Here is a 24,504-nt window from a genome sequence, read left to right as displayed (position 1 = left end):
CGCGGATCGGGCTGCGGTGGACGCTGGGCAGCGCCGTCGCGGATGTGAGACGCAGGGCGGGGCGATGGATTGAGCCGAACCCTGTGAGCGTCCCGCAAGCCGCGTTGTACGAACGGCGCTCGATGCCTGCCAGGCCCTTGGGCGAAGACGCCCTGGGGCAGAGCGGGAAGCCTGCGTACGGCAAAACCGTGTGGTCCTGGCCGTCGTTGCTACGGTCAAGCCCCGCGAATGCGGCGTCGCTTCGACCGAGGCGCGTCCGTGACTTTCGCGGAAGTGACGGAGGCAAGACAGAACTCGTCTCCGGGGAGAGCACGCATAAGCCGTCAAACCACTGCGCAGGGAAGGCCGGACGTTGGGCTGCCCTGTATTTCTCCTGTGCCTTGCGTGTGCATCATTCTTGCACGGGAGTCTTGCGGGTGCCAGCCGGCGCCCGGCCTTCCCTGCGCCCTTTCCTCGGACAGGGCGTGAAGCGAAAGCAAACCCCGGGCGAAATGCGCCGCGGGAAGGCGAAGGCGTGTCTGCTGTTCGAGATGTGAAGTTGGTTGAGCACACCCTCGTGCCCCGGACGCAGCGCAGCACCCCTTCGGCGGTGCGCTGCAGAGCCGGGGCCCATCTCGCCGCCTACTTTGCCGCCTCCTGGGTCCCGGCTCTGCGCCGCAACGCCAAGAGCGTTGCAGCGCGTCCGGGACACGAGAGCGAGCCCCCTCACCGTCCCGTCCAGACCGGCTTCCGCTTCTCGCTGAACGCCTTCAACCCTTCCTTGGCGTCCTCGGTCATCGAGAGCAGCGCGATCTGACTTTCGGTGTAGGCGATGCTCTCGTCGAACGACATCGAGGCGATGGCGCGCATGGCGTATTTGCCGCGGCGGATCGCGGTCGGGGATTTGTCGACGATGCGGCCGATCAGCCAGTCGACCTTGGCATCGAGCTCGGCGGTGGGCACGACGTAGTTGAGCAGACCCGCGGCTTGCGCCGTCTTGGCATCGAACGGCTCGCCGGTGAGCGCCCATTCGTTGACGAGGCGCGGCGGCGCAATGTTCTGCAACAGGCTCAGCACCTGCATCGGGAACACGCCGACCTTCACCTCCGGCAGGCCGAAGACGACGTGATCGGCCGCGACCGCCATGTCGGTCATGCAGAGCAGGCCCATGCCGCCGGCCATGCAGACGCCGCCGACCCGCGCAATCGCCGGTTTGGTGGCGTTCTGTGACAAACGTAACAGATCGGCATAGTCGACATTTGGTTTGGAATGATCCATCGCGAAAGCCGCGCCGGAATTCTGCAGATCGGCGCCCGCGCAGAACGCCTTGTCGCCCGCGCCCGTCAGCACGATGACGCGGACGTCCTTGTCGTCATGCGCGTCGCGATAGCCTTTGGTGATGCCGGCGATGACCTCGCCGTTCAGCGCGTTGCGTTTCTCCGGCCGGTTGATGGTGATCCAGAACGCCTGCCCGCGCTTCTCGGTGATGATTGCTGTGGTGTCGGTCATGCTACGCTCGCTTCCTTGCCATCCGTTTTGCAGCCATTTGCGGCAGGACGGGCGGCGCGCGCAAGGGCAATCTGCAACGCCGTGTCACCATAGCGTGTGGGCGCAAATTCGCTCGGCGATTGAATTGCGGGTGACGGCCGCTATCCTGACTGGAGATTTTGATCACCGATGAGCCATTTCATGCGCGCCGCGATGATTTTGTTGCTGACAGGCTTGCTCGCGCTGGGCGCAGGCCGCGCAAGCCACGCGGCTGATGCCGCGAAGCTGGCGCTGGTGATCGGCAACGCAAGATACCCCGACAACGAGTTCGTGCTGAACGAGGTCGCCAACGACACCCAGGACGTCACTGAAGAATTGAAGCGCGACGGCTTCGTCGTCGACCGGCAGAACAATCTCACGGCCGACGCCATGCGGCAGGTGCTGGATCGGTTCTATGCCCGGATCGAACGCGGCGCGGTGGCGCTGATCTTCTTCGACGGTTTTGCCATCCAGTCCAACCGGCAGACCTATTTGCTTCCGGTCGACGCGCAGATCTGGACCGAGCCGGATGTGGCACGCGACGGCTTCAGCCTTGATACTATCCTCGCCGAGATGAACACGCGCGGCGCTGCGATCAAGATCGCGCTGATCGACGCCTCGCGCCGCAACCCGTTCGAACGGCGCTTCCGCCGCTATTCGGCGGGCCTTGCGCCGGCGATCGCGCCGAGCAATTCGCTCGTGCTCTACTCCGCCGCGCTCGGTGCGGTCGCGGCCAGCGGCAAGACCGAGCATGGCCTGTTCGTCGCCGAGTTGCTGCGCGAGATGCGCGCGCCGAACATCAGCGCCGAGCAGGCCCTGACCAACACCAAGAACGGCGTCGTCGCCGCCACCAAGCGCGAGCAGGTGCCGTGGCTGTCGTCCTCGCTGACCACGGAATTCTCGTTCGCGGGTTCAGTGACGCGGCCGCCCGACACCAAGGCCGGCGACCCGACCAAGCCGGAGCCTCAGAAACCCGAGCCGCAGAAACCGGTCTGCGAGGCGCCGCAGGCAGAGCCGCTCCCGAGCGCGGACGATCTCGCCAGGGATCCCGTCATCGCCGATCTCAGCCGCAAGATCGCGGCGAATCCCAATGACGTCGCCTCGCGTTACAAGCGCGGCCAAGTCTACGCGATCAAGCGCGCCTACGCGCTCGCCATGCAGGATTTCGACGTCGTGATCCGCAGGAATCCCGGGGATGGCGAGGCGCTCAACAATCGCTGCTGGACGCGCGCCGCGACCGGCGATCTGCAGGGCGCGCTCGCCGACTGCAATCTGGCGCTCCAGGTCGATCCTGGATTGAGCGATGCACTCGACAGCCGCGGGCTCGTCAACCTCAAGCTCGGCCGGACCGCTGAGGCGATCAAGGACTACACCGACGCGATCCAGCGCAACCCGCGCTCGTCATCGTCGCTGTTCGGCCGCGGCATCGCCACCCGCAGGAGCGGCGGTGACGGCGCCACCGATATCGCGCAGGCAAAGTCCATGAACCCGAACATTGCGAAGGAGTTCGCAGGATACGGCGTCACGGAATGCACTCCTTAGACGGGAGCGGCTTTCCTGATCCAGACCTTGTTGTCGTGGAACGCGGCCCCACCGATCGGCGCCACGGCCTCGGCGCCGGTCAGCATGTTGATGCCGCGGCCGCCGATATGGTTCTTGTTGGGATGAACGGACTCCGCGATCAGCACGCCGCGCCGCACGCCGTCGAACAGCGTCGCCACCAGCGTGGTCTCGCCGCGGGGATTGCCGAGCGTCACCGCATCGCCGTCGGCGATGTCGAGCGCGGCGGCATCCAGGGGATGGATCATCACGCTCGCCTTGCCCTCGCGTGCCTGCGAGGACGGCGTCTCGTTGAAGGTGGTGTTGAGGAAGCTGCGCGAGGGGCTGGTCGCGAGCCGGAACGGATGGGTCTGGTCGGTGTGCTCGATCACCGCCCAATGGTCCGGCAGCGACGGCATCTTGTCGAAATCGCCCATGGTCACGCCGAACGGCGGATGCGCCCAATCGGCCCTGAAGTGGAATTTCCCGTCCGCATGGGCAAAGCCGTCGAGATAATGCGAGGTGCGGAAGTCCGGTTGCAGGTCGCGCCAGAGGTCCGCTTCGAGACCGCCGATGTCGCCGTGGTTGCTGAGCTTCAAGGTCGCGTCGATCAGCTCGCGCGGCGTCATCTCGAAGCCCTGATGTTTTGCGCCGAGCCGCGGCGCCAGCCCTTGCAGGACCTCGTGGTTGGAGCGGCATTCGCCGGGCGGGTCGATCAGCTTCGGTCCGACCGAGATGTGCTGATGGCCGCCGCCGTAATAGAGATCGTCATGCTCCATGAACATGGTCGCCGGCAGCACGATGTCCGCCATCTGCGCCGTCTCGGTCATGAACTGCTCGTGCACCGCGACGAACAGATCCTCGCGCGCAAAGCCCTGCCGGACCAGCGCCTGCTCCGGCGCCACCGTCATCGGATTGGTGTTCTGGATCAGCATCGCCTTGACCGGCCCCTTGCCGCGCAGGGCCTCGGAATCGCCGGTGAGGATGCGGCCGATCTTGGACTGGTCGAGCGCACGGATGCTCTGGTCGATGGCGTCGTGGCCCTCGATGATGGATTCGTTGAAATGCCACAGCGCGTAATTGTTGAAGAAGGCGCCGCCGCCCTCATACTGCCAGGCGCCGGTCACCGCGGGAATGCAATTTGCCGCGTGCATCTGCGTGGCACCGTTGCGACTGCGCGTAAAGCCGTAGCCAAAGCGGAAGAAGGTGCGCTTGGTCTCGCCAACCGCTTTCGCGAAGGCTTCGATTTCCGCCACCGGAACGCCGCAAATCGCGGACGCCCATTCCGGCGTGCGCGTCTCCAGATGCGCTTCGAGCTCGGCGGGGCAGTCGGTGTATTTGTCCAGATAGCCGCGGTCGGCGTAACCGTCACGGAACAGGACATGCATCACGCCGCAAGCGAAGGCGCCGTCGGTGCCGGGCCGCAGGATGATCTTGATGTCAGCCTGCTTCATGGTCTCGTTGTCGTAGATGTCGACCGCCGCAATTTTCGCGCCGCGCTCCTTGCGCGCACGGGAGGCGTGCGTCATCACGTTGACCTGGGTGTTGACGGGATTGGTGCCCCAGATCACGACGAGGTCGGACAGCGCCATCTCGCGCGGATCGACGCCGGCGATCTTGCCGGTGCCGATCGCGAATCCGATGCGCGCGACATTGGCGCAGATGGTCTGATAAAAGCGCGAATACTTTTTCACATGCGTGAGACGGTTGAGCCCGTCCCGCATCACGAGGCCCATCGTGCCGGCGTAGTAATAGGGCCAGATCGATTCCGCGCCGAATTCGCGTTCGGCTTGATTGAAGCGATGCCCGATCTCGTCCAGCGCCTCGTCCCACGAGATGCGCGCGAATTGCCCCGAGCCCTTCGGCCCAACGCGGCGCATCGGAAACGTGACCCGCTCGGGGTGATGGATGCGCTCGGCGTAACGGGCGACCTTGGCGCAGACGACGCCGGCCGTGTAGGTCTGCTTTTTCGAACCGCGGACACGGCCGATGCTGCGGCCTTCGACCACCTCGACATCGAGGGCACAGGCCGAGGGGCAATCATGCGGACAGGTCGAATGGCGGATTTCGATTTTGGCGTGCTGGTTCATGGCCCAGTTCGTAACACCAAAATACCAGCCAGCCGAGCGCATTTATCCGGCACGGCCCATGCGATTTGCTCAAGGCGCGCGCGCCGCGGGTTCCTGCTGCAGCCGCGAAGGCGGCGCGGTCACACCGAAAACCGCCCGATATTCCCTGATGCGATCGGCTTTGTGAGGCGTCGACAGTCCGCATTCCCTGCCGCTACAGTGCCGGCCAACAAGAACGATATCAGGGAGGTGGGCATGATCGCCCGACGATCCGTGCTGGCATTGGCGGCCGGCTTGCTTGCCGTAGTCTCCGCAGCCCCCTCATTCGCGCAGGATTATCCCAGCCATTCGGTCCGGATTGTCGTGCCGTTCGGCGCGGGCGGGCCGGCCGACGTCGCCGCCCGGCTGATCGGCAACGTGCTCCAGGAGAGTTTTGGTCAGCCCTTCGTGGTCGAGAACCGCACCGGCGCCGGCGGCGTCATCGGCACGGTGGAAGCTGTGAAGTCGCCGGCCGACGGCTACACGCTGCTGATGATGTCCAACACCCAGACCGCGAATGAATCGCTGCTGACGGCGGACAAGCGCAAGTATGAGCTGATGCGCGACCTCGCGCCGATCGCGCCGGTGAATTATTCCGATCTCGTCATCGTGGTGAACCCGCAAGTCCCGGCGAAGACGCTGGCCGAGTTCATCGCGCTCGCCAAGGCGCAGCCGGGCAAGCTGAACTACGCCTCCTCCGGTCAGGGCACGCCCTACCACATGGCCGGCGAGCTGTTCAAAGCCATGGCCGGCATCGATGTCGTGCACGTTCCCTATCGCAACAGCGGCGAGGCGCGCAGCGGCGTGATCGGCGGACAGGTGCAGATGATGATCGACGCGGTGCCGGCGATGGCGCCGAATATCGGCGAAAATCAAGTTCGCGCGCTCGCAACCACCGGCAAGGAGCGTTCGACCGTGCTGCCGAACGTGCCGACAGCAGGCGAAGCCGGTGTAGCAGGCTACGAGGCGACGATCTGGCTCGGCCTGATGGCGCCGGTCGGCACGCCGAAGCCCGTGATCGACAAGCTCAAAGCAGCCGTCAACGCAATGGTGAAGCGGCCCGACATCGTCAAGCTCTGGACAGAACAGGGCGCCGTGCCCATGTCGATGACGCCGGAACAGTTCGACAAATTCCTGCGCGGCGACATCGAGAAATGGGCCGACGTCGTCAAGAAGTTCGACAAGTCCTGAGGCCGCAGAGCGATCATGCCGACCATTCAATTCCGGCTCAACGGCGCGACCGTCGTCGTCGAAACCGATTCTGACCAGGCGCTGCTCGATGTGCTCCGCGGCCGGCTCGGCGTCACCGGTCCGCATTTCGGCTGCGGCGCCGGTGAGTGCGGCGCCTGTCACGTCATGGTCGGTGATCGCGCGATGACCTCCTGCGACATGCCGATGTGGTCGGTCGCGGACAAGGACGTCGTCACGGTGGAAGGCCTCGGGACAGTGGAGCAGCCGCACCCGCTGCAACGTGCCTTCATCGCCGGACAGGCGATGCAGTGCGGCTATTGCGTCGCAGGAATTCTCGTCAGCGCCGCGGCGCTGCTCAAGCGCAATCCGTCACCGACGGAGGCAGAGGTCAGATCCGCACTGGATCGCAATCTGTGCCGCTGCGGGTCGCATAACCGCATGGTCCGCGCCGTGCTGCGTGCGGCGGCGGAGATGGCGGCGTCATGAGCATGCCATCCCCTGCCCCGAATCTGCCGGTGAGCCTCGTGGCCAATCCCAAGCTGTCGTCATGGCTGCGATTCACCGATGGCGGCCGTGTGGCGATCTCGCCCGGCAAGGTCGAGATCGGCCAGGGCATCGTCACGGCGCTGGCGCAGATCGCGGCGGACGAGCTCGATGTCGAGATCGGCCGCATTGACATGATCCGTGCCTCGACGGCGACGAGCCCGAACGAAGGCGTCACCTCCGGCAGTCTCTCGATCCAGCAGTCCGGCCGCGCGCTGCGTCAGGTCTGTGCCGAGGTACGCCAGCGCTTCCTTCGCGCGGCATCGGAACGTCTCGGAGTCGATGCATCGCTGCTCGATGTCGACGACGGCACCATCTCTGGTCCCGGCAATGTCAGGACCAGCTATTGGGAGTTGATGGACGAGGTCTCGCTCGACCACGACGTCACCGCAGGCCCGACAGCGAAGAGTGCCGCCGGGCGCACCGTCGCCGGACATTCGGTCCAGCGTGTTGACATTCCCGACAAGGTGTTCGCGCGACCGCGCTTCATCCACGACCTTGCGCTGCCGGGACTGGTGCACGGACGGGTGCTGCGGCCGGATATCTCGGGCGCCAAATTGATCGCACTTAATGAGGAGGCTGCACGCGCAGTCCCCGGCCTCATTGCGATCGTCCGCGACGGCGGCTTTGCCGGCGTGGTCGCCGACAACGAGGCGGCCGCGGACGCAGCGCTCAAGGCCTTGCGCAAGAGCGCGACATGGTCGGCGGGCGAGCCGCTGCCCGATGAAGACGATCTGGCGGGCTTTTTGAAGAGCCAGCCGGTCGAGAGCAGCATCATCGACACCAGGATGGCGGAGCCGGCGCGCAAGCCCGTCCAGACCCTCCGCCGGCAATACACCCGCCCCTACATCGCCCACGCCTCGATCGCCCCGTCCTGCGCCATCGGCCGATGGGATAGTGACCGTGTCCATGTCTGGACGCACAGCCAGGGCGTCTACCTCCTGCGCGCCGATCTCGCGATCGTGCTGAAGCTGCCGGCCGAGAACATCGTCGTCGAGCACATCGAGGGCGCCGGCTGCTACGGACACAATGCGGCCGACGACGTCGCGCTCGACGCCGTGCTGCTGGCGAAGGCGGCCGGTGGCCGTCCGGTGCGCGTGCAGTGGTCACGGCACGACGAGATGTCCCACGCGCCCTTTGGGGCGGCGATGGCCATCGAGATCGAGGCCGATCTCGATGCAGGCAACGAGATCGCCGGCTGGCGCCACGCGATCTGGAGCAACGGCCATGCAGCAAGGCCGGGACGCGCGGCGCAGCCGGCGCTGCTTGCCGCAACCGAGATCGCCAATCCCTATCCCCGCATGATCTCGACAAACCCGCCGGCCGCCAATGGCGGCGGCGGCGACCGCAACTCCGTCCCGCTCTACGACTTCCCGGCCTGGACGATCACGAGCCACCGGCTGCTGACCATGCCGGTGCGCACCTCGGCGCTGCGGACGCTGGGCGGGCAAGGCAACGTGTTCGCCATCGAGTCCCTGCTCGACGAGATCGCTGCCCTGCGCGGCGAAGATCCGATCGCGTTCCGTCTGCGGCATTTGCGTGACGAGCGGGCGCACGATGTCATCAGCGCTGCGGCGCGACGCGCCGCATGGAAGCCGCAGAAGCAGCCCGGCATCGGTCACGGCGTCGGCTTTGCCCGCTACAAGAACATGGGCGCCTATTGCGCTGCGATTGCCGAGATCGAGGGCACCGACGACATCCGCGTCAAGCGGCTGACGCTTGCAGTCGACGTCGGCGAGGCCATCAATCCGGACGGCGTGGTCAACCAGATCGAGGGCGGCGCGATCCAGGCCACGAGCTGGGTGCTGAAGGAGCGCGTCCGGTTCGACCGCACCGGCATCACCTCGACCTCCTGGACGGACTATCCGATCCTGACCTTCAGCGAGGTGCCGGCCGTGGACGTCGAGATCATCCAGCGGCCGGAGATCGAGCCGGTCGGCGCCGGCGAAGCCGCGCACGGCCCGGTGACGGCGGCGATCGCCAATGCGGTGTATGATTGCCTCGGCGTGCGTGTGCGCGACCTGCCGATCACGCGCGACAAGATCATTGCAGCGATGGAGCGTGCGCCTTGACGACAGTGAACGTTTTGAGCGGCGGCGCGGCACAAGGCCTGGTGCGCGGCGTCACCGACGCTTTCAAGGCGCAAACCGGCCTCGGTATCGCCGGCGAGTTCGGCGCGGTCGGCGTGATGGCGGACAAGCTGCGCGCGAGCACGCCGGCCGATCTTGTGATCCTGACGCAGGCACTGCTTGCGAGGCTTGCCGAGGAGAAGCTCATCGTCCCCTCATCGATCACGGATGTCGGCCGGGTCGAGACCGCGCTGGCGGTCCGCAGCCGCGATCTCAAGGTGACGGTGAAGACGGAGGCCGATCTGCGCGACGTGCTGCGCGGCGCCGATGCAATCTATGTCCCCGACACCAAGGCCTCGACCGCGGGCCAGCATTTCGCAAAAGTGCTGGACCAGCTCGGCATCGGCTATGAGGTGGCATCGCGCCTGAAGATATTTCCGAACGGTGCAACCGCGATGCGGGAGCTCGCGGCATCTGGCGCGGCAAAGCCGATCGGATGCACGCAGGCGACCGAGATCATCGCGACAGACGGCATTGCATTGTCGGGGGCGCTGCCGCCCGGCTGCGAACTCGTGACGATGTACACGGCCGGCGTGACAATGCGGGCAGCGCATCCGACAGAGGCGGCCGCGCTGATCGCGTTGCTGACCGGCGCAGATCGGAAGGACCTGCGCCAGCGCGCTGGCTTTACCGGCTAGAGCCGATGACGCCCTATTTGTGCAGCTGGGTGAGGCCTGTCGGCGGGCCGTCGACGGCGGTCCAGCCGCCATCGACGAACAGCGTGCTGCCGCTGACATAGCTGGCGGCGTCCGAAGCGAGATAGGCCACTGCGGTCGCGACCTCGTCGGCGCTGCTCCAGCGGTTGAACACGGTGTGGCCGGCGTAGAGATTGTAGATGTCGGGGCGCTGCTTGAACGGGCCGGTCAGCGCGGTTTCGGCGATGCTCGGCGCGATCGCGTTGACGCGCACGCCGGCATGGCCGACCTCGGAGGCAAAGCCCTTCACCAGCAGGCCGATGGCCGCCTTGGTCGAGCCGTAGACGCCGAGGCCCGGCTCGATGGTCACCGCGCGCACCGACGAGCAGGCGATGATGCTGCCGCCCTTTTGCGCGACCATGATGCGGCCGAACGCCTGGAAGAACCACACCGTGCCCTTGACGTTGAGGTTGAGGACACGGTCGAGGTCCTCCTCGGTGTAGTCGAGGATGGTCTTGCGGATGTTGAGCCCGGGCGTGGTCACCGCGATGTCGAGCCGGGCAAATTTCTGCATCACGGTTTTGGCCAGCGCATTGACGTCCGCAGCGCTCGCGGCGTCACAGCTGGCTGCTTCCGCCCAGCCGCCCTTGTCGCGAATCCCGGCGGCGGTCGCCTCCGCGGCGTCAAGCGCGCGATCGGCGCAGACGACGCGGGCCCCGAGCCCAGCCAGCGCCTCGGCCGACGATTTGCCGATGCCCGATGCGGCGCCGAGCACCACGGCCGTCTTGCCGGTGAGATCAAAGAGCTTGCGATAGTCAGTCACTGATAGCTTCTCCTGTAGCTGCTAGCCCTTGTAACCCATCAGCAGGCGAGGCAGCCACAGCGAGAATGCAGGGACGTAGGTCACGAACATCAGTGCTGCGATCAGCGCGGCGTAGAACGGCAGGATGGTGCGCATCACCGCGCCCACCGAAATGCCGCCAATGGCGCAACCGACGAACTGCGTGGTTCCGACCGGCGGGGTGTTCAGCCCGAGGGCGCAATTGATCAGCATCAGCATGCCGAACTGCACCGGATCCATGCCCGCCTTCATCGCGATCGGCAGGAAGATCGGGGTGCAGATGAGGATGGTCGCGGCCATGTCCATGAACGTGCCGAGCACGAACAGGATGACGTTGATGAGCAGGAAGATGACCCAGGGCTGCGTGGAGACCTTGCTCATCAGGTCGCCGGCGAGGTCCGCCACCTCGTACAGCCCCATCAGATACTGGAACATGGTGGAGACGCCGATCAGCAGCAGCACCACGCCCGTCGTCTTCACCGCCTTGGCGGCGGCGCGCAGGAAGTTGCTCCAGGTCATGGTGCGGTAGATGAAGAACGTCAGCAGCATCGTATAGGTGACCGCGACGGCGGCAGATTCGGTTGCCGTGAAGACGCCGGACAGGATGCCCGCCAGGATGATGCCGACGATCAGAAGGCCCGGCAGCGCGGCCGCGAGCGAGCGGAAAACCTCGGCCCAGCCCGGGAACTTGCCGGCCGGATAGCCGCGCTTCACGGCAACGCCATAAGCGGCGACCAGCATGCACGCCATCAACACGATTGCCGGCAGGAGGCCCGCGGCGATCAGCGCGCCGATCGATACCTTGCCCCCGGCTGCCAGGGCATAAATGATCATGTTGTGGCTGGTCGGCATCAAGGCGCCCACCAGCGAAGCGTGGGTCGTGACATTGACGGCGTAGTCGGTGTCGAACCCCTCCTTTTTCATCATCGGGATCATCACCGCGCCCATCGCCGACACGTCGGCCACGGGCGAGCCGGAGACGCCGCCGAACAGGGTGCAGGCGACCACGTTCGACATGCCGAGCCCGCCGCGGATGTGACCGACGAGATTCTTGGCGAGCTGCACGATCTTGTCGGCGACCCCGCCATGCAGCATCAGCTCACCGCTGAAGACGAAGAAGGGAATCGCAAGGAACGAGAAGATGTTCATCCCCGACATCATCTGCTGGAAGATGACGGCGACCGGCAGACCTTCGTAGAGGATGGTGCAGATCGCCGAAAGACCGATCGCGAAGGCAACCGGGACGCCGAGGATCAGGAAGCCGAAGAACGTGGCGCCGAGGATGATCAGTTCCATGAGGGGACGACCTCTTCGCCGCGCAGGAGAGCAATGATGTGCTCGATTGAAAAGGAGACGATCAGGACGCCGGAGGCGATCAGCGGGACGTAGCGGATGACCTCGGGGAGGCCGAGATTGGGAATCTTCACGGTCCCCACGGATGCGCCGAGAATCCAGCCGTTATAGGCCATCGCGACGCCAAACGCGGCCACCAGGACGTGGATGACGAGCTCGATCTTCTCTCGCGCGTGATCCGGAAGCATCACCAGCAGGCTGTCCATGCCGATGTGTCCGGCATCGCGCACGCCGACGGCGGCGCCGATCAGCGTGACATACAGGATGAGAACCAGCGCAAGGTTCTCCGTCCAGGTCGGGCTCGAATTGAGCACGTAACGACCGAACACCTGATAGAACACGACGGTGACGATGAGGAGCAGTCCGCTCACGGACAGATACATGCCCGCGCGCGCGACGACGGCATTGACGCGCGACAGCAAGCCGGTCGCCGGGCGTACGGCGACCGCCCCCTGCTCGTGGTCTGCGACGTGTGGGTCTGTCATTCCCGCGTCTCCTTGCAAGGGTCCGGGTCGCCTTCGCGGCGACGCCGGACCCGACGCTGTGGCGTTACTTCGTGTCCTGGATACGCTTGACGAGGCCCTGCAGCTTCTCGTCACCCGCAAACTTCTGGTACACCGGCTTCATCGCGTCGACGAATTCCGCCTTGTTGGCGATCGTCACGACCTGAACGCCGGCGGCCTCGACCGTCTTACGGGACGCCTGCTCACGCTCGTCCCAGAGCTTGCGCATGACTGGTACCGATTCCTTGGCCGCCTTGCGGACCATCGCCTGATCCTCCTTGCTCAGCGTGTCCCAGACCTTCTTGGACATCACCAGAACTTCGGGTGCCAGGGAGTGCTCGGTGATGTTGTAGAACTTGGCGGCCTCGAAATGGCGCGACGACTCGTAAGAAGGCCAGTTGTTTTCGGCTGCATCCACCAGGCCGGTCTTGAGCGCGGTGTAGACCTCGCCATACGGCATCGGCGTCGGGTTGGCGCCGAGGCTCTGGATCATGCCCACCCACAAATCGGACTGCTGGACACGAATCTTCAGACCCTTCAGGTCCGCGAGCGACTTGACCGGCGCCTTCACGGTGTAAATGGACCGGGCGCCGCTATCGTAATAGGCAAGGCCGACCAGGCCTGCGGGCTCCATCGCCGCCAGGATCTCATCGCCGATCGGCCCGTCGAGGACGGTGCGCATGTGCTGCGTGTCGCGGAAGACGAACGGCAGGCACAATGCGATCGTTTCCGGCACGAAGTTGTTGAGCGGCGACGCGTTGATCCGCATCATGTCGAGCGCGCCGATCTTGAGTTGCTCGATGGTGTCCTTCTCCGAGCCCAGGGCTCCGTTCGGAAACACCTTCACGCCGAGCTTGCCGCCGCTCGCCGCCGCGAGCTGCTTGCCCATGAACTTGACGGCCTCGACGGTCGGATAATCGGCGGGATGGATGTCGGCGGAGCGGAAGTCGCGTGCGGTCGCCAGCGGCGCTGAGAGCACCAATGCAACGGCTGCGATGATACCGGTGAGTGTCTTCATCTGGGCTTCCTCCTGGGTTGATTATGTCGTTGTCGGCAGGCTGCAGGCCGCCTTGGGTCGCTCCCCTTCAGGTGTGAAGTCAAGCGCCAATGTCGTCCCTAGGGCGCGCGGCATTCCATGTCCAAGCCAAATCCGGCATTGATCGATGCAGCAGTTGCATCGATCAATCTGGCGCAATTCGCGTCGTCGTGGAAGCCGGCGGGACGGCTTGCGTCGCCGGCACGTGACTTGACGCGACCAAGAGAGGCTCCTCAAGATGTCCGAAACAGCGGACTATTTCGAAGGAATGCCCATGCCGCGGAAGCTGATCGATATCTCGGTGCCGCTCAGAAACGACGTGACGGCCGATCCGCCGGGCAACCATCCGACCATCCAGTACATCGATCACCAGCAGGGCCTGCCGCGCATGCTGCAGTTTTTCGACGGCCTCAAGGCGCAGGATTTGCCCGATGGCCAGGGCTGGGCCGTCGAGCAGGTCTCGCTGTCGACCCATAACGGCACGCATCTCGATGCGCCCTGGCACTTCCATCCGACCATGAACCGCGGCGAGCGGTCTTGGACGATCGACGAGGTGCCGCTGGAATGGTGCTTTCAGCCCGGCGTGAAGCTCGACTTCCGGCATCTGCCCGACGGCTACGTGGCGAGTGCTGAGGACGTCGAGAAGGAGCTGAAGCGCATCGGGCACGCGCTGTCGCCGCTAGAGATCGTGGTCGTCAACACCAGCGCCGGCGCCAAATTCGGCAAGGCCGACTACGTCAATTCCGGCTGCGGCATGGGCTATGAGGCCACCATGTATCTGCTCGAACGCGGGGTGCGGCTGACCGGCACGGACGGCTGGAGCTGGGACGCGCCGTTCCTCTACACCGCGAAGAAATATGCCGAGACAAAAGATGCCGGCCTGATCTGGGAAGGCCACAAGGCGGGACGGCACATCGGCTATTGCCATCTGGAGAAACTGCACAATCTCGACCAGCTGCCCTCGACCGGCTTCACGGTCTCGTGCTTTCCGGTGAAGATCGAACGCGCCTCCGCGGGCTGGACCCGCGCAGTCGCCATCATCGATGGCTAGGCGTACGCGCTCACTCGCCGTCGAGGCCGCTCTCGGCGAGTTCGCGCAGCGCATCCGTATCGAGCACGACGATGGCGCCGTGCTCGAGGCGAACCCAGTTGCGGCCGGCCCAGGCGCGCAATTGCTTGTTGATGCTCTCGCGCGTCATCCCCACCATCTCGCTGATCTCCTGCTGCGTGATGGCGAGCGTGCCGCTGCCGGAGTCGAACTTGCGCTCCTCGGTGAGACCGAGCAGCGCGCTCGCCAGCCGCCCCGGCAGATTTTGCAGGATGACCTGCTCGACCTGCTGGCTGGTCCAGCGCAGACGGGCGCAGAGCAGCTCGATGAATTTCATCGCCAGCGCCGGCTGGCTCTTCACGAACGGGAGGAAGTCCCGGCGATCGATGATGTAGAGCTCGCAATTGGTGTTGGCGGTCGCATCGGCTGACCGGGGAGCGCCGTCAAGCACCGCGATCTCGCCGAAGATTTCTCCGGGACCGATCAGATTGAGAATGGCGTTCCGTCCGTCGGGCGACGAGGAGGAAATCTTCACTGTCCCCGTGATCACCGCAAACAGATTGTTGCCGGGATCGCCCTTGGCAGCGATCGTCGCGCCGCGCTTCACGGTGGTGTGCTTGGCGTAGCGGCAAAGCTGATCGAGCGCTTCCGGCTCCAGATCCGCGAAGATCGGGTGCTTGCGCAGGACCGATAGTTTATTGCCCGCCGACTGTCGGGGGTCGCCGGTCTTGTCCTGAGGCACGCCGCGGGGCTCCTAAGACTGCGAGGCACTGAGGTTCCTGCGTAGTCAACGTTATCAGGCTTTTCAACCGGAAAGCACCCGCGCGATTTGTGGCAAATGCCCCGAAAAGGCCGCGTTCAAGCCGAAAGCCTGCATCCGAAGGATGCGCCGATGCGGTCCGGTCGATGCAGAGTTGCAGGCAGCGCAAGCCGCGCTTGCGTTGAGGCGCTGGCGAAGGCCAAGCCGGCCAAGCGTCGGCTGTTGGCGCGTCTGAGCGGATCAAGACCTCAGGAGGTCAGCGCTTGGAATCCGGATCGAGCCGGCCCGCACTGGTTTGCCGGTCTGCCCAAGCCAGAGCTGCGGCGAATGCGACGAAGATCGCGACGACGACGATGGTCACCAGCAACGCATCAGCGGGCATTATCCCCTCCCAAAGGTCTGGGGCATTATTTTGCTGCAGCAGGCCAGCGTCATTGATCGAGATCAAAAACGTCGGGGGCGTTGCGGATGGGCTATCAGGCTGCGGCCAGCGCCTCGGCACGGACAGGATCGAGCAGGCTGATGCCGCCGTGAATGATCTCGATCACGCCGTGACGCTCCAGCTTGGTGAAGGTGCGACTGACGGTTTCGATGGTCAGGCCGAGATAGTCGGCGATGTCCTGACGGCTCATCGGAAGCGGGACCGTGTCGGACAGACCCTTGAGCGCGACCTGCCTTTCCCGCCAGCCGAGCAGGAAGGTCGCGACCTTCTCGTCGGCCGAGCGTCGGCCGAGCAGGACCATATGGTCGCGTGCCTGGCTCAATTCGCGGATGGCCAGCTCGTTGATCCGCCTGAGCAGCTGCGGCCGGTCCTCGATGAAGCGGCCGAAGGGCGCTTTGGCAAACTGGCACACGGTCACCGCGCCGATCGCATCGGCCGAAAAATTGTGCCGGCCGGAGATGTTCATCCCCAGGAAATCGCCGGGCAAGGCAAAACCGACGATCTGCCGCCGGCCGTCGGGCAGCAGCTTGTACAGCCGCATGACGCCTTCGAGGACGTTGTAGAACGAGGTCGTCATGTCCTCCTCGGAGAACACGGTCTCGCCGGAGTCAAAATGAACGCGGCGGCCGAGATGCTCGAATTCCCTGAGCTCGGCCGCATCCAGCGACGAACAAACCGCCGCTCCGCGTACGGCGCAATCGCTGCAAAAATGCCCGTTCGGCTCAATCGTGACCACGGAAGGCTTCATCCACCGCTCCCCGCGCCGGCTGCTCCCGACACCGGGTCGGGTCCACCGCGCCCGTGCATTTTACTGCACTGCGCCAAAGCCAATTGACAGAGATCAAATTTGAGTGGCATCCCCGTCATATTCTGCTTCCAGAGTTCGACGGGATCACTTTCCATGCTGCAAGCCGCCCTGCGTCACGGCCTGATTGGGCTGCTTCTGATGACGCCTGCGCTGGCGGCCCCGACCGCCGAACAACGCGGCAAGGCCTTCGCACGGGCCAATTGCGCACGCTGTCACGCGATCGACCGCGTCTCCCACAGCCCGCTCGAGGGCGCGCCTCCGCTACGCACGCTGCACCGGCGTTATCCGATCGAGACCCTTGGTGAGGCGCTGGCCGAAGGGATCTACACCGGTCACGACGACATGCCGGCCTTCGAGCTCAGTCCGGACCAGATCCACGATCTCCTGTCCTACCTGAAGACGCTGGAATAGACGGCGTCACACTGCCTGCACGCTCCACCCGATCAGCTCCTTGGCGATGCGGGCAAAGGCTGCATCGAAGGCGGCGACTGCAGCGGCCGGCTCGACCTTGTCGAGCTTTTCGCTGGTCTCGACCAGGCGGGATGCCACCACCTTGCCGTTCTTGTCGACGATCCGCGCCGACAGTTCGATCTCCACCCGTGCCTCGCCCTCCGTGGCGATCCGAAAGCGCCGGATGTCGATCAGGAGCTGGTAATCCGCCTGACCGAGGTCGGTCGTGCGTAGGGGGGCGTGGGCGATGTCGTAATTCTCAAAACTGTCGATCAGGCGTGCCTGCACCAATTTTGGAATGCTGTCGGCCCAGAGGAAATCCGCAAAGCCCGGTCTGTCCCCGACGGGCGCGAACAGCATGCGCTGGGTCTGCAGCATTGCGACCGCGGTCGGCTCGGGAATGGCCAGGGAAGCGGAGAGCGTCTTGCCGGCCGGCCCGAGATTCTTCGGCGTGCGCAGGTCGTAGGTTATTTTCTGCGCGGGCGTCCCACCGCCGGTCATCTTCTCCAGGCCCGCAATGATGCCGTCGAGCTTGCCGGTGTTGCGCGCGAGGCCGTCGGAGAACGTCCTGAAATTCGCGATGGTGTCCTTCAGCGGGCCGGAATTGTCCTGAAGCACCGTGTCGACCCGCCGCAGCGCATCGCGCGCCGCCTGCGTCATGCTCTGGCCGGCGCCGGCCTCGGCGATCAAGGTCACGGGCTCGCCGGATTTGGCAACGACAACCCCGCCCTCCAACGTCACCACCGGCACGCCGGTCAGGCCCTGGAATTCGAGGCCGACCCTGGTGTCGGAACGCACCGGCGTGGCGGTCGCAACCGAGATCGTCGCATTGACGAAGCGCGGGTTATCCGGCGCGAGCGCGAGCTGGGTCACCTCACCGACACGGATGCCGTTGAACAGCACACCGGCGCCGACCAGGAGGCCCGGGACCGGCCCCTGAAACTGCACGTGGTAGTTCGTACGCGGCCCGATGCCGCCGGTGTTGTTCAGCCAATAGACGAAGCCGAACACCGCGAGGATCGCGGCCAGCACGAAACTGCCGATCAGCACGTAGGGAGCGCGGGTTTCCATGTCTCATCTCATCTCGTGTTGCAGCATCTGCGAGCGCTTGCCGTGGAAATAGGCGCGCACCCAGGGATGCTCGGATTGCAGCAATTCGCGCATCGGGCCGATCGCCACGATCTTGCCGTCGGCCAGCGCGGCGACGCGGTCGCAGACCGTGGTCAGGCTCGCAAGGTCGTGGGTCACCATGAACACGGTCAGCCCCAGCGTTCTTTGCAGCGTCGTGATCAGCGCGTCGAAATCGCCGGCGGCGATCGGATCGAGGCCGGAGGTCGGCTCGTCCAGGAACAGGATCGGCGGATCGAGCGCGAGCGCGCGCGCCAGCGCCACGCGCTTGGTCATGCCGCCCGACAGCTCCGCCGGATATTTGTCGGCGTCCTGGGCGCGCAAGCCGACCATCTCGAGCTTGGCGATCGCGATCTCGTCCATCAGCTCCTGCGACAGGACAAGATTTTCGCGTAAGGGAAACTGGACGTTCTGGCGGACCGTCAGCGAGGAGAACAGCGCGCCTTGCTGGAACAGGATGCCCCATGTCGTGGCTGCGCCGCGGCCGTGGCCGCCGGTGGGCTGGCCCATGACCTCGATGGTCCCGCCCTGGCGCGGGATGAGGCCGATGATGGTGCGCATCAGCACCGACTTGCCGCCGCCGGACGCCCCCACCAGCCCGAGAATCTCGCCGCGGCGAACGTCGAGCGACAGATGGTCGAGCACGGTCTGGCGGCCGAATCCGACCACGAGATCACGGACGCGGATCGCGAACTCGTCCTGCGATACGTCCATCGTCACATTCCGATCGAGGCAAAGAAGATCGCGAACAGGCCGTCGAGCACGATCACCAGGAAGATCGACTTCACCACCGACGTCGTGGTCTGCCGCCCCAGCGACTCCGCGCTGCCCTTGACGCGCAAGCCCTCGCTGCAGGCCACGATTCCGATCACCAGCGCCATGAACGGCGCCTTCAGGATGCCCACCTCGAAATGGGTAACGGAGATGGCCTCGTGCAGCCGCGCGATGTAGATCGCCGGCCCCATGTCGCCATAGAACTGCGCGACGAGACCGCCGCCATAGAGCGCGGCGACCGATCCGATGAAGGTGAGGATCGGCAGCGCAATGACCAGGGCCGCAACGCGCGGCAGGATCAGGACGTCGACGGGATCGAGCCCCATGGTCGAGAGCGCGTCGATCTCCTCGCGCATCTTCATCGAGCCGAGCTCGGCGGTGTAGGCGCTTCCCGACCGTCCCGCGACCATGATGGCGACGATCAGCACGCCGAGCTCGCGCAGCACCAGGATGCCGACCATATCGACGGTGTAGGACTCCGCGCCGAACCTGCGGAAGTGGAAGAAGCCCTGCTGTGCGATGATGGCGCCGATCAGGAAGGTGATCAGCGCGACGATGGGGATCGCCTGCCACCCGATGCGGTAGAGCTGATACACCAGCGAGGTCAGCCGCAGCGAACGCGGCCGACGCAGCACGCCTATCACGGCCATGAACAATGCGCCGAGCATCTGCAGGAAGATCGTGACGTCTTCCCGCGCGTCGGCCGTGGACTTGCCGAGATCGCCCAGCCTCGCCAGCACCGGATTGGGCGCAGCCGTCGGGGCCGGCGTGTGGCGGTTGACCTGGCGCACCTCATCCAGCAGCCCGCTGAAATGATCGGCGACGCCGACGAATTCGGCCGACCTGCCCGATGTTGCGGCCCTGCGCGACAGCTTTTCCAGGACCCAGGCACCGAGCGTGTCGAGCGCACTGACGCCCGACATGTCCAGGGTGACGACGCGCGAGCGATCGACGTCGGCACCGACCGACCGGGACAACGTCTCGAGCGTGACCACATTCGCGGCGGTCCAGGGCCCTTCAGGGCGCAGGTTCAGCACGTCGCCGGACGGCGTCGCGAGCAACAGCGGTTCGTGGTTCACGCTTCCACCTCATCGGGACAATCGGTCCCCATTCAGACGGCATTTCTAGGCCAGCATATGGCGGCCCGCTTGACCTGTCTCAAGAGCTGAACTGCGCTGCCCGATTGACGCAAATCAAGCGCGATCGCGCGCGCGGGCCCTAGGCTTGCGTCCATTCAATGGGGATATCAAGTCCATGTTCGACAGAGACAGGATGAGCGAAGAATTGCGGGCACTGAAGGTTGACGTCACACGCTTGCTGAGGACCGCCGGCGAGGAAATGTTCGAGAGCTCGAAGGACCGCGCCGAGGCCCTCGCCCATCAGATCAGGGCGGCGCTGACCGAGCTCGGCGAGACCGTGGACGAAGAGCAGGCGCAGCTTCAGGGTCTCATTGCGGACCGTCCGATCACATCGCTCGCCTCCGCCTTCGCGCTCGGCGTCGCTGTCGGCTTCATGCTGAGGAGACACTAGGTGAATACCGAGAATGTGGTCAAACATCTGCGCGCGTTGTGGCGCACCGACAGGATCATCGCGGACATCAGGCTGCGCCATCTGCTTGTTGGCCTCGGCCTGCGTGCCTTTGCGGCCCTGATCGCGGCGTTCGGGCTTCTGATGCTGGAACTGTCGACCTATTTCGCGCTGGTGCAGATCTGGAGCGCGATTGCCGCGGCGGCCATCCTCGGCGCCGTCAATTTCGCCATCGCGGCCGCTCTGTTCGCAATCGCCGGCCGCGCTCCGTCAGGCCGCGATATCGAGCTCGCCAACGAAATTCACGACACCTCCATCGAAGCCCTTCAGCTCGAGGCGCGCGCGCTCCAGGCCCAGGTGTCAGGCGCGGTACATCATCCGCTCAGCACGATCGTGCCGGTGCTGGTGCCGTTGATCGCGATCATCATCAGGAATTTGCGGACCACGGCCAAATCATCCGCCGCGGCGAATTCGGCTGAAGCGCGCTCGTGAAGCAGGCGCGCTCACAGCTTCAATTTGACGTCGCAGATATCGGGCTCGGCCGGGTCCGGCTTGACCTCGAAGCCGAGGTGCCGGCACATCTCGAGCATCACGCTGTTCTCCTTGAGCACGTCGCCCGATATGATCTTCAGTCCCTCCGACCGCGCGTAGTCGATGATCAGCTGCATGAGGGCCCAGCCGAGCCCCCTGCCCTTGAGATCGGACCGGAGCAAAATCGCGTATTCGCCGCTCTCGTAGATCGAATCCGAATGGAGCCGGACCACGCCGACCATTTCGCCGGTGGCCTCGTCGAAGGCGATGAAGGCCATCGCGCGCGCATAGTCGAGCTGGGTCAGGCGCGCGATGAACTCGTGGGTAAACTCCTTCATCGGTGCGAAGAACCGCAGGCGAAGGTCGTGCGGCGTGACGTGACGCAGGAATTCGTGGATGGTCGGCTCGTCCTCGGGGCGCATGGGCCGCACGAAGATGCGCCAGTCGTCCTTGAGCTTGAGGCGCCGCTCCCATTGCGACGGATAGGCGCGAACGGCGAAATTGGCCGGGCCTGAGCCGACGAACTTTCGTTGCGGCGGCCCGACCGCGACGCGGGCATCGACCGCGGTCACGCCGGTTTCGTCCGCCAGCAGCGGATTGATGTCGAATTCGCGGATCTCGGGAATGTCGGCCGCCATCTGCGCCAGCTTGACCAGCACCATGGCGACGGCGTCCTGCTTGACCGCCGGCACATCACGATAGGCCTTTAGCAGCCGCGACACGCGGGTGCGGTCGATCAGATCGCGAGCGAGCTGCAAGTCCAGCGGGGGCAGCGCCAGCGCCTTGTCGTTGATGATCTCCACCGCCGTGCCACCGCGGCCGAACACGACGACGGTGCCGAAGGTGGGATCGTCGGCGAGGCCCAGGATCAGCTCGCGCGCCTTCGCCTTGACGACCATCGCCTGGACGATGACGCCGCCGATGCGGGCCTCGGGCCGCAGCTTTCTCGCCCGGGCGAGAATGTCGGAGGTGGCCGCTCGCACGGCCTCCGGCGTCGTCAGATTGAGCACGACGCCACCGACATCGGATTTGTGGATGATGTCCCGCGACATGATCTTCAGCACCACGGTGCCGCCCTGCGCGAAGATTTCCTTCGCATAGGCCACCGCCTGCTCGACATCGGTCGCCGCATAGGTCGGCACCATCGCGATGTCGTAAGCTTCGAGCAGGTGCTTGATCTCGACCGGTTCGAGCCATTCACGGCCATCGGCGATCGCGGCGGTGACGATCTGCCTCGCCCCCCGGGCATCCGGCACGAACGTATCGGGCATCGCGGGAGGAACCTGGCTCAGCTCCTCCACCACTTCTCGGTGCCGGACCAGATGCATGAAGCCGCGCACGGCGTCGTCCTCGGTCGGATAGTTGGGCATACCGGCGCCGGAAAGCGCCTGGATGATGTCCTGATCGGCCCCGACCCAGGCGGCCAATACGGGCTTGGCCCATCGGCGGTGCTTCTCGCGATATTTAGCGACGAGCTCGGTCACGGTCGTGGCAATCTCGGCGGCCGAGGCGATCGCCGTTTGCACGTTGAGGACCAGCACCGCGTCATTGTCGCAATCGGCCAGCAGCACCTCGAGCGCCGCCGCGTAGCGCGAGGCGTCGGCGTCGCCCACGATGTCGACGGGATTTGCACCGGACCAGGTCGGCGGCAGGGCCGCATCGAGCGTCTTGCGCACCTCCGGCGAGATGGTCGCCGGGATTCCGCCGAGTTCGACCAATCGATCGACGGCGAGGACGCCGATGCCGCCACCGTTGGTCAGGATGGCGAGACGCTTTCCCGTCGGCGATTCGACGCGGCCGAGCGTCTCGGCACAATCGAACAGCTCACGCAGATCGGAGACCCGCAGGACACCCGCGCGGCGGAACGCCGCGTCATAGACCGCGTCCGCGCCGGCGAGCGCGCCGGTATGCGTGGCGGCCGCCTTTGCGCCCTGCGCCATGCGCCCCGACTTCACTACGACGACGGGCTTCACGCGCGCGGCGGCACGCGCTGCCGACATGAACTTGCGCGCGTCCTTGATGGATTCGATGTAGAGCAGGATCGCGCGAGTCTTGTGATCCATCGCGAAATAGTCGAGCAGATCGGCGATATCGACGTCGATCTGATCGCCGATGGAGACGATGCCGGAAAAGCCGACGCCGCGCTGTGCAGCCCAGTCGACCATGCCGGCAGCAATCGCGCCCGATTGCGAGATCAGCGCGAGGCTGCCCGCCCCCGGCATGTGCGCGGCAAAGCTGGCATTCAGGCTGACCCCGGGCATCATGATGCCGAGGCAATTCGGTCCGATCAGCCGCATGCCGTATTTGCGGGCCGCCGCGATTGCAGCCTCGTGCAGAGAGCCCGGTCCGTGGCCGAGCCCGGCCGAGACGATCAGCGCGCCCGCCGATCCGCGACGCCCGGCCTGGTCGATGATACCGGGAATCTCGCGCGCCGGCGCGGTGATGACCACGAGCTCGGGCACGAAGTCCAAGCTGTCCAGGCTCTTCACCGCCGCGACGCCGCCGATTTCGGCATGGCGTGGATTGACCAGGCCGAACCGCCCCTTGAATTCGGCCTTGTGAATGTTCTCCAGAACGGCGCGTCCGACTGAGACCGGACGGGCGCTCGCTCCAACGAGCGCAACTGAACGCGGCGCCAGCAGATTGTTGAGACGATAGGTTGACATGAAAGCAAATGCGCCGGGTCAACGGCGGTTCCGATGGTTGACGATCAGGCCGGGAAAAATGGCGAGCCTAGTGCGAGATCATAACCCAGCATGGTGGCTGGCCAATGACGGTCTTTGTCACACCGCCCCACACGATCTCGTTCAGGCGTGAATGATGGTAGGCGCCCATCACGATCGCATCCATGCCATGGGAATTCGCCCAACTTCCCAGTGCCTTGCCGATCGAGCTGCCGTTGCCGGTCACCGTTTCGAAGGAGGCATAGACCCCGTGTTCTCTCAGATGGTCGACGAGAGCCGCGCCGGATTGCGCGACCGCGTCAGCCTTGTCCTCTGCGACCGTCACCACGCGGACCACGGTGGCAGCCTGAAGAATGGGCAAAGCGTCGCCGACCGCACGCGCAGCGCGGGCAGAATGATCCCAGGCGATCATGACGTTCTCGAATTCCGGCCGCAGCTGCTCCGCACGCTGCTCCGGGCAGAGCAGCAGCGGCCGCCCGGATTCGAACAGGAGAGTTTCGATGATGTGCTCCGATCGGCTGTCGTGCGGCTTCACGGGAAACAGCGTGAGATCGCTGAAACGGGCATGCTCGGCCAGGATCGCCGCGATCTGGTCCGCCGGTACCTTGCCCGTTCGGCTCTGGGCGCGAATGTCGGCGCGGGACGCCGCGTTGGTGAAGGCATCGAGGAGCTGCTGCGTCTCGTTCGCCTCACGCGAAACGCCGGCCTCCGCGGAATCGCGATCATGAGACAGCATCACCTTCGGCCGCTCGAAAATGTCTTCCTCGAGCGCGAGCCCCGTGATCCTGGCGCCGAGGTCGGCGGCGACGGCCACGCATTTCTCGATCGCAATCAGGGCCGATCCGCGGGGCTGGCCGACAAGCGGCAGAAAGACATCCTTGATGGGCATCGGGATTCTCCTTGGTCGTCAGAATACGCCCGCGTTCGCCCGGATGCTTGATCCTGGTCAAGCCAAGGGAACCTCGTCC

At 65.2% G+C, this 24,504-nt stretch carries 23 protein-coding genes; 9 read left to right on the top strand and 14 right to left on the bottom strand.

Translation table 11 applies throughout. The features are described 5' to 3' along the window. Positions 1–705: 705 nt before the first annotated feature. The gene (locus tag CIT37_RS13640) at positions 706–1,488 is read right to left on the bottom strand and encodes an enoyl-CoA hydratase/isomerase family protein (protein ID WP_095425689.1); all 783 of its coding nucleotides are present in this window, start codon (positions 1,486–1,488) and stop codon (positions 706–708) included. 168 nt (positions 1,489–1,656) lie between these two features. On the opposite strand from CIT37_RS13640, the gene CIT37_RS13635 reads away from it, so the two are divergent. Continuing rightward, complete coding sequence (locus CIT37_RS13635) at positions 1,657–3,048, top strand: caspase family protein (RefSeq protein WP_173015799.1); 1,392 nt, start codon at positions 1,657–1,659, stop codon at positions 3,046–3,048. On the opposite strand, the gene CIT37_RS13630 is transcribed toward CIT37_RS13635, so the two are convergent. Next, the gene (locus CIT37_RS13630) at positions 3,045–5,135 is read right to left on the bottom strand and encodes a molybdopterin oxidoreductase family protein (RefSeq protein WP_095425690.1); all 2,091 of its coding nucleotides are present in this window, start codon (positions 5,133–5,135) and stop codon (positions 3,045–3,047) included. The two genes, CIT37_RS13635 and CIT37_RS13630, sit on opposite strands and share 4 nt — an antisense overlap. Positions 5,136–5,369: 234 nt before the next feature. Here CIT37_RS13630 and CIT37_RS13625 point away from each other — a divergent pair, with 234 nt between their 5' ends. Genes CIT37_RS13625 through CIT37_RS13610 form a run of 4 tightly spaced genes read left to right on the top strand, consistent with a single transcriptional unit; the run spans position 5,370 to position 9,654 of the window. Continuing rightward, positions 5,370–6,344 carry a tripartite tricarboxylate transporter substrate binding protein gene (locus CIT37_RS13625; protein WP_161966393.1) on the top strand — a complete coding sequence of 325 codons (975 nt, stop codon included), beginning with the start codon at positions 5,370–5,372 and terminating at the stop codon, positions 6,342–6,344. A 15-nt stretch (positions 6,345–6,359) separates the two neighbouring features. Beyond that, positions 6,360–6,830 (top strand): (2Fe-2S)-binding protein, encoded by a 471-nt coding sequence (locus tag CIT37_RS13620; protein ID WP_095425691.1) that lies wholly within the window; start codon positions 6,360–6,362, stop codon positions 6,828–6,830. Positions 6,831–6,832: 2 nt separating this feature from the next. Further along, positions 6,833–8,959, top strand: coding sequence for a xanthine dehydrogenase family protein molybdopterin-binding subunit (locus CIT37_RS13615; RefSeq protein ID WP_095425692.1), 2,127 nt, complete (start codon positions 6,833–6,835; stop codon positions 8,957–8,959). Continuing rightward, positions 8,956–9,654 carry a molybdate ABC transporter substrate-binding protein gene (locus CIT37_RS13610; protein ID WP_095425693.1) on the top strand — a complete coding sequence of 233 codons (699 nt, stop codon included), beginning with the start codon at positions 8,956–8,958 and terminating at the stop codon, positions 9,652–9,654. Before CIT37_RS13615 ends, CIT37_RS13610 begins: the two co-directional genes overlap by 4 nt. A 13-nt stretch (positions 9,655–9,667) precedes the next feature. On the opposite strand, the gene CIT37_RS13605 is transcribed toward CIT37_RS13610, so the two are convergent. The 4 genes from CIT37_RS13605 to CIT37_RS13590 form a co-directional block, all read right to left on the bottom strand. Beyond that, positions 9,668–10,474 carry an SDR family NAD(P)-dependent oxidoreductase gene (locus CIT37_RS13605; protein ID WP_038971955.1) on the bottom strand — a complete coding sequence of 269 codons (807 nt, stop codon included), beginning with the start codon at positions 10,472–10,474 and terminating at the stop codon, positions 9,668–9,670. Between the two features lie 21 nt (positions 10,475–10,495). Then, positions 10,496–11,788, bottom strand: coding sequence for a TRAP transporter large permease (locus tag CIT37_RS13600; RefSeq protein ID WP_028142561.1), 1,293 nt, complete (start codon positions 11,786–11,788; stop codon positions 10,496–10,498). Then, complete coding sequence (locus CIT37_RS13595; protein ID WP_028142562.1) at positions 11,779–12,330, bottom strand: TRAP transporter small permease; 552 nt, start codon at positions 12,328–12,330, stop codon at positions 11,779–11,781. The genes CIT37_RS13600 and CIT37_RS13595 overlap by 10 nt, the downstream gene beginning before the upstream one ends. 64 nt (positions 12,331–12,394) lie before the next feature. Next, on the bottom strand, positions 12,395–13,366 hold the full coding sequence (locus tag CIT37_RS13590; protein ID WP_028142563.1) for a TRAP transporter substrate-binding protein: 972 nt from the start codon (positions 13,364–13,366) through the stop codon (positions 12,395–12,397). Between the two features lie 292 nt (positions 13,367–13,658). Between CIT37_RS13590 and CIT37_RS13585 the strand changes: the two genes are divergently transcribed. Beyond that, positions 13,659–14,435, top strand: a complete 777-nt coding sequence (locus tag CIT37_RS13585) for a cyclase family protein (protein WP_028142564.1) — start codon at positions 13,659–13,661, stop codon at positions 14,433–14,435. A 10-nt stretch (positions 14,436–14,445) separates the two neighbouring features. Here CIT37_RS13585 and CIT37_RS13580 read toward each other — a convergent pair whose 3' ends face one another. From CIT37_RS13580 to CIT37_RS13570, 3 genes are all read right to left on the bottom strand, one after another. Next, on the bottom strand, positions 14,446–15,174 hold the full coding sequence (locus tag CIT37_RS13580) for a Crp/Fnr family transcriptional regulator (RefSeq protein ID WP_028142565.1): 729 nt from the start codon (positions 15,172–15,174) through the stop codon (positions 14,446–14,448). 274 nt (positions 15,175–15,448) lie between these two features. After that, positions 15,449–15,574, bottom strand: coding sequence for a hypothetical protein (locus CIT37_RS13575; RefSeq protein WP_256379459.1), 126 nt, complete (start codon positions 15,572–15,574; stop codon positions 15,449–15,451). A gap of 94 nt (positions 15,575–15,668) precedes the next feature. After that, entirely contained in the window at positions 15,669–16,382 is a 714-nt protein-coding gene (locus CIT37_RS13570; protein WP_028142566.1) for a helix-turn-helix domain-containing protein, read from the bottom strand. A 153-nt stretch (positions 16,383–16,535) separates the two neighbouring features. Here CIT37_RS13570 and CIT37_RS13565 point away from each other — a divergent pair, with 153 nt between their 5' ends. Further along, positions 16,536–16,853 carry a c-type cytochrome gene (locus CIT37_RS13565; RefSeq protein WP_028142567.1) on the top strand — a complete coding sequence of 106 codons (318 nt, stop codon included), beginning with the start codon at positions 16,536–16,538 and terminating at the stop codon, positions 16,851–16,853. 6 nt (positions 16,854–16,859) lie between these two features. On the opposite strand, the gene CIT37_RS13560 is transcribed toward CIT37_RS13565, so the two are convergent. Genes CIT37_RS13560 through CIT37_RS13550 form a run of 3 tightly spaced genes read right to left on the bottom strand, consistent with a single transcriptional unit; the run spans position 16,860 to position 19,873 of the window. Beyond that, entirely contained in the window at positions 16,860–17,963 is a 1,104-nt protein-coding gene (locus tag CIT37_RS13560; protein ID WP_095425694.1) for an ABC-type transport auxiliary lipoprotein family protein, read from the bottom strand. Between the two features lie 3 nt (positions 17,964–17,966). Continuing rightward, a complete protein-coding gene (locus CIT37_RS13555; protein ID WP_028142569.1) occupies positions 17,967–18,734 on the bottom strand; it encodes an ABC transporter ATP-binding protein in 768 nt (255 codons plus the stop codon). Between the two features lie 2 nt (positions 18,735–18,736). Further along, positions 18,737–19,873, bottom strand: coding sequence for an ABC transporter permease (locus CIT37_RS13550; RefSeq protein WP_028142570.1), 1,137 nt, complete (start codon positions 19,871–19,873; stop codon positions 18,737–18,739). Positions 19,874–20,048: 175 nt separating this feature from the next. Here CIT37_RS13550 and CIT37_RS13545 point away from each other — a divergent pair, with 175 nt between their 5' ends. Beyond that, on the top strand, positions 20,049–20,324 hold the full coding sequence (locus CIT37_RS13545) for an acetate and sugar kinases/Hsc70/actin family protein (RefSeq protein WP_095425695.1): 276 nt from the start codon (positions 20,049–20,051) through the stop codon (positions 20,322–20,324). Continuing rightward, complete coding sequence (locus CIT37_RS13540) at positions 20,325–20,813, top strand: hypothetical protein (protein WP_095425696.1); 489 nt, start codon at positions 20,325–20,327, stop codon at positions 20,811–20,813. 11 nt (positions 20,814–20,824) lie between these two features. Here the strand turns inward: CIT37_RS13540 and CIT37_RS13535 are convergent, their stop codons facing one another. Beyond that, positions 20,825–23,518: a bifunctional acetate--CoA ligase family protein/GNAT family N-acetyltransferase gene (locus CIT37_RS13535; protein ID WP_095425697.1), complete on the bottom strand. Its 2,694-nt coding sequence runs from the start codon at positions 23,516–23,518 to the stop codon at positions 20,825–20,827. A gap of 67 nt (positions 23,519–23,585) precedes the next feature. Next, positions 23,586–24,425, bottom strand: a complete 840-nt coding sequence (locus CIT37_RS13530; protein ID WP_095425698.1) for a universal stress protein — start codon at positions 24,423–24,425, stop codon at positions 23,586–23,588. Between the last annotated feature and the right edge of the window lie 79 nt (positions 24,426–24,504).

This window comes from Bradyrhizobium ottawaense (assembly GCF_002278135.3).
Lineage (GTDB): Bacteria > Pseudomonadota > Alphaproteobacteria > Rhizobiales > Xanthobacteraceae > Bradyrhizobium > Bradyrhizobium ottawaense.
The sequence above is the reverse complement of the archived record's forward strand: the minus strand, read 5'-3'. Positions and strand labels throughout refer to the sequence as shown.

Bases quoted from the DNA above. Each gene is read 5' to 3' on its own strand.
- CIT37_RS13595 (WP_028142562.1), bottom strand. From the start codon at position 12,330: ATGACAGACCCACACGTCGCAGACCACGAGCAGGGGGCGGTCGCCGTA.
- CIT37_RS13635 (WP_173015799.1), top strand. From the start codon at position 1,657: ATGAGCCATTTCATGCGCGCCGCGATGATTTTGTTGCTGACAGGCTTG.
- CIT37_RS13535 (WP_095425697.1), bottom strand. From the start codon at position 23,518: ATGTCAACCTATCGTCTCAACAATCTGCTGGCGCCGCGTTCAGTTGCG.
- CIT37_RS13530 (WP_095425698.1), bottom strand. From the start codon at position 24,425: ATGCCCATCAAGGATGTCTTTCTGCCGCTTGTCGGCCAGCCCCGCGGA.
- CIT37_RS13600 (WP_028142561.1), bottom strand. From the start codon at position 11,788: ATGGAACTGATCATCCTCGGCGCCACGTTCTTCGGCTTCCTGATCCTC.
- CIT37_RS13565 (WP_028142567.1), top strand. From the start codon at position 16,536: ATGCTGCAAGCCGCCCTGCGTCACGGCCTGATTGGGCTGCTTCTGATG.
- CIT37_RS13570 (WP_028142566.1), bottom strand. From the start codon at position 16,382: ATGAAGCCTTCCGTGGTCACGATTGAGCCGAACGGGCATTTTTGCAGC.
- CIT37_RS13640 (WP_095425689.1), bottom strand. From the start codon at position 1,488: ATGACCGACACCACAGCAATCATCACCGAGAAGCGCGGGCAGGCGTTC.
- CIT37_RS13560 (WP_095425694.1), bottom strand. From the start codon at position 17,963: ATGGAAACCCGCGCTCCCTACGTGCTGATCGGCAGTTTCGTGCTGGCC.
- CIT37_RS13630 (WP_095425690.1), bottom strand. From the start codon at position 5,135: ATGAACCAGCACGCCAAAATCGAAATCCGCCATTCGACCTGTCCGCAT.
- CIT37_RS13585 (WP_028142564.1), top strand. From the start codon at position 13,659: ATGCCGCGGAAGCTGATCGATATCTCGGTGCCGCTCAGAAACGACGTG.
- CIT37_RS13555 (WP_028142569.1), bottom strand. From the start codon at position 18,734: ATGGACGTATCGCAGGACGAGTTCGCGATCCGCGTCCGTGATCTCGTG.
- CIT37_RS13625 (WP_161966393.1), top strand. From the start codon at position 5,370: ATGATCGCCCGACGATCCGTGCTGGCATTGGCGGCCGGCTTGCTTGCC.
- CIT37_RS13590 (WP_028142563.1), bottom strand. From the start codon at position 13,366: ATGAAGACACTCACCGGTATCATCGCAGCCGTTGCATTGGTGCTCTCA.
- CIT37_RS13615 (WP_095425692.1), top strand. From the start codon at position 6,833: ATGCCATCCCCTGCCCCGAATCTGCCGGTGAGCCTCGTGGCCAATCCC.
- CIT37_RS13545 (WP_095425695.1), top strand. From the start codon at position 20,049: ATGTTCGACAGAGACAGGATGAGCGAAGAATTGCGGGCACTGAAGGTT.
- CIT37_RS13620 (WP_095425691.1), top strand. From the start codon at position 6,360: ATGCCGACCATTCAATTCCGGCTCAACGGCGCGACCGTCGTCGTCGAA.
- CIT37_RS13575 (WP_256379459.1), bottom strand. From the start codon at position 15,574: ATGCCCGCTGATGCGTTGCTGGTGACCATCGTCGTCGTCGCGATCTTC.